Origin of the sequence: Caballeronia sp. LZ032 (assembly GCF_031451315.1) — a bacterium.
Taxonomy (GTDB): domain Bacteria; phylum Pseudomonadota; class Gammaproteobacteria; order Burkholderiales; family Burkholderiaceae; genus Caballeronia.
The window spans coordinates 1-3,863 of sequence record NZ_JARUXP010000022.1 but is presented as its reverse complement, the minus strand read 5'-3'; the positions used below and the strand labels follow the sequence as shown (position 1 = coordinate 3,863).

The 3,863-nt window shown below is 61.8% G+C and carries 4 protein-coding genes; all 4 read left to right on the top strand.

What is annotated here, in order from left to right; genetic code table 11:
* The coding region (locus QCE69_RS39100) for a hypothetical protein (protein ID WP_309936123.1) at positions 1-778 on the top strand (778 nt) is incomplete at its 5' end.
* Positions 779-1,035: 257 nt separating this feature from the next.
* The gene (locus tag QCE69_RS39095; protein ID WP_309936122.1) at positions 1,036-2,835 is read left to right on the top strand and encodes a type VI secretion system tip protein TssI/VgrG; all 1,800 of its coding nucleotides are present in this window, start codon (positions 1,036-1,038) and stop codon (positions 2,833-2,835) included.
* Between the two features lie 21 nt (positions 2,836-2,856).
* Positions 2,857-3,258, top strand: a complete 402-nt coding sequence (locus tag QCE69_RS39090) for a hypothetical protein (protein ID WP_309936121.1) — start codon at positions 2,857-2,859, stop codon at positions 3,256-3,258.
* Positions 3,259-3,481: 223 nt separating this feature from the next.
* Positions 3,482-3,863: contractile injection system protein, VgrG/Pvc8 family (locus QCE69_RS39085; RefSeq protein ID WP_309936120.1), on the top strand; the 382-nt coding region annotated here is incomplete at its 3' end.

Genomic DNA, 3,863 nt, shown 5'->3' with positions numbered 1-3,863 from the left:
CACCACGCACACCACAGCCGGCTCACACACCATCGAAGTGGGCTTGCCGCTCGCTTCGGGCGACAGTTCGACTTCGCCGCCGCCATCCGGCGCGCAACGCCTGTTGAATCAGCAAGCAAGCACAAGCACAGGCGCGACCGGGCAATTGCAGGCCATGGCCGCACGACGAGGCAAGCGCGGCAAGAAAGCCCATGCCCGCAGCGGCATGCAGCAGTCCACGCCTGTCACGTCGACATCGACATCAACCTCATCCTCCACGTCTACGTCCACACCCACGTCATCGTCGATCACGCTGGCCAGCCAGGTGCCCACCTTCCTGCAGAACTTCTCCACGCCAAAGCTCGGTGGCAGCGCGCTGAACATCACCGTGAACGGCATGGAGAAAACGCTCGTGGTCGGCTCGACACAGAAGGTCTATCTGGGCGAGGAACTCAAGATCACCGACGGCACGTCCACCGTGCTGATCACCGGCATCGAGACCAAGGACGTCGACGGCTCGACCACGACGACGATCACCGGCCTCGCCACCAGCTTCGTGCTGGGCAACCGGGCGGACACGACGATCGGCAATGCCCTCCAGGTCCATGCCGGGCAATTCGAAGGCTTTCAGGTCGCGGCGCTCAACACCTGGGGAAGCAATGTGATCGCCGTGGGCAGCCAGGTCCACAACACCGGCAACTGGGTGCAGTCGACCGGCTCGATGATCGTCGACATCGGATCGTCCGTGAACAACATGGGCGTGAAGATGGGACACGTCGGTTACGACGTGAAGTTTTGAGGCAGCGTGTGCGCCGGCGAGTTCCGGTTGATGCCCGGACTCGTCGTGCGGACCGGGAACACCAGCTGCCGGGTCGGGCGCTCTCACTCGCGATGCTCTGCGAGCGCAGCGCCTGAGATTCATGCATTGGCAATCGCTATCCCGCTCGAAGATCGAGGAGACGATCGCCCAACGGCCAATAACCGCATCCAACGAGGTGCGGACGCCCCTGTTCAGGCACGCGTGCCTGATTCTTCATCCGTACCGAGCGAGACGACATGACCCAGATTGTGACCGCCTACAGCGACGCATTTGCATCCGGCATCCTCAGCTTCCGCTCCATGACAGGAAACGAAGCCCTTTCCACCCTCTTCGACTTCGAGGTGCAACTCGTCTCGGGCGATGCTTCGCTCGATCTCAAGAGCGCCCTCGGCAAGTCACTCACGCTGGAGATCCAGCCGCAGGTCGGCGCGCTGCGCTATCTCGACGGACAGATCACCCGCTTCGAGTTCAATGGCCGCGAGACGCTCACCTCGCGCAGTTATATCTATACGGCCACTGTGCGGCCTTCGCTGTGGTACCTCACGCGCTCCGTCAACTGCCGCATCTTCCAGGAGAAGACGGTTGTCGAGATCATCCAGGAAGTCTTCTCCGCTTACGGCTTTCCGGTTACCAACCGCCTGGGCGCCACCTATCGCACCTGGGGTTACTGCACCCAGTTCCAGGAGACTGACTTCGCCTTCGTCAGCCGTTTGATGGAACAGGAAGGCATCTATTACTACTTCACGCATCAGATGGGCCAGCACACGCTCGTGCTCGCCGATGACATGAGCGGCCACGACGCCCTGCCCGATTACGCCTCGCTCCCCTACCTCGCGCCCGATCAGATTGCGCTGCCCGAGACCGAAGGCGTGGATCGCTGGCACACCGAGGACAATGTCACCACGGGCCGCTATGTCGTCGATGACTACGACTTCCGCAAGCCCAAGGCAGACCTGCAAAGCCAGCAGGCCAATCCGCTCAGCGATGACCACGGCTCTTATGAGAAGTACAACTGGCAGCTCGGCTATGTCAATGGCGACGAGGGCAACCATTACTCGCGCGTGCGGCTCGAAGAAGAGCAGACCGGTAGCGAAAGCGCTCATGGTCACACCACGATTCGCGCCTTCGCGCCGGGCTATCTGTTCACGTTGACAGGTTGTCCACGAACGGCCGATAACCGCGAGTATCTGATCGTCGGCGCTGAATATCACTTCCAGAGCGGTGGCGACGCCAGCGGCAGCAGCTCGGCAGCCTACGACACCGAGTTTCTCGCGCAGCCTACGTCGCTCCCTTGGCGCGCACCCTCCGTCACGCCTTTGCCGAAAGCGACAGGACCGCAGACAGCGGTGGTCGTTGGCCCGGCAGGCGAGACCATCTGGACCGATCAGCACGGCCGCGTGAAGCTGCAATTCCGCTGGGACCGCTACGGCAAGAGCGACGAGAACAGCTCGTGCTGGGTGCGCGTCTCCGATGCCTGGGCCGGTTCGAACTATGGCGGCATCTACATCCCGCGTATCGGTCAGGAAGTGGTGGTGGATTTCATGAACGGCAACATCGATCGGCCGCTCATCACCGGGCGCGTCTACAACGCCTCGCAGATGCCGCCGTTCAACCTGCCCGACTCGGCCACGCAGAGCGGCTTCCTCACGCGCACGCCCAACGGCAACAGCAGCAACGCCAACATGTTCCGCTTCGAGGACAAGCAAGGCTCCGAGCAGATCAAGCTGCATGCCGAGCGCAATTACGACACGTCGGTGGAAGCGAACACCACGCACGCCACGGCGGGTTCGCACACGATCGAAGTGGGCTTGCCGCTCGCTTCGGGCGACAGCTCGACCTCGCCGCCGCCATCCGGCGCGCAGCGTCTGTTGAATCAGCCGGTCAGTACCAGCACGGCCGGGCAATTGCAGCAGGCCATGGCGGCGCGACCGGGCAAGCCCGGCAGGAAGGCCTACGCCCGCAGGGGCATGCAGCAGTCCACGCCGTCGGCATCGACATCGACATCGACATCGACTTCACCGTCGGGCACGTCATAGGGCGGCACGCTCGCCAGCCAGTTGCCTTCCTTCGTCCAGAACTTCTTCCAGCCGAATCTCAGCGGGAGCGCTTACAGCATCACGGTGAACGGTCTTTCGAACACGCTCACCGTGGGTGCGGACAATTCCTTGATCGCGGGCGTGGGCATGTCGTCGGTCATCGGCAATTTCACCAGCTTCATCGCCGGCAACGAGAACGACTTCAACGTCGGCAACACGTTCGGTGTCAACGTCGGGTCGAACGAGGTTTTTCACACGAACGATGTCAGCACCATCGGAAACGTGGTGACCAATGCGGGCAACGCGGTCAACAACACGGGCCTCTGGGTATCGAATACCGGCACGGCGGTGGCGCAGAACGGCGCCTCGATCAGCGAAACCGGCGTGACCATCGTCAAGGTTGGCTATGAAGTCAAGTGGTGAGACCGGCGGTCACACCATGGCCGGCGACGCACTGTTCAACGTCACCCATAGCACGGAGGGCAAGGCAACCATGAGAACCGTTTAGAGCAAGTCCGCCACCAGGGCCGACTCATCAAGTCGGCCGACAACATCCGGGGGCGTGCCGCTACAGACTGGCACCACTCAGGATGACTCACTTGACACGCGTGCCTGAGCAACGATCCGATTATCACAAGAGACCGACATGACCCAGATTGTGACCGCCTACAGCGACGCATTTGCATCCGGCATCCTCAGTTTCCGCTCCATGACAGGAAACGAAGCCCTTTCCACTCTCTTCGACTTCGAGGTGCAGCTCGTCTCGGGCGACGCTTCGCTCGATCTCAAGAGCGCCCTCGGCAAGTCCCTCACGCTGGAGATCCAGCCGCAGGTCGGCGCGCTGCGCTACCTCGACGGACAGATCACCCGCTTCGAGTTCAATGGCCGCGAGACGCTCACCTCGCGCAGTTATATTTATACGGCCACTGTGCGGCCTTCGCTGTGGTACCTCACGCGTTCCATGAACTGCCGCATCTTCCAGGAGAAGACGGTTGTCGAGATCATCCAGGAAGTCTTCTCCGCTTACG

What these genes read in the sequence shown, in the direction of transcription:
- QCE69_RS39095 (WP_309936122.1), top strand. Translation starts at nt 1,036, where the DNA reads ATGACCCAGATTGTGACCGCCTACAGCGACGCATTTGCATCCGGCATC.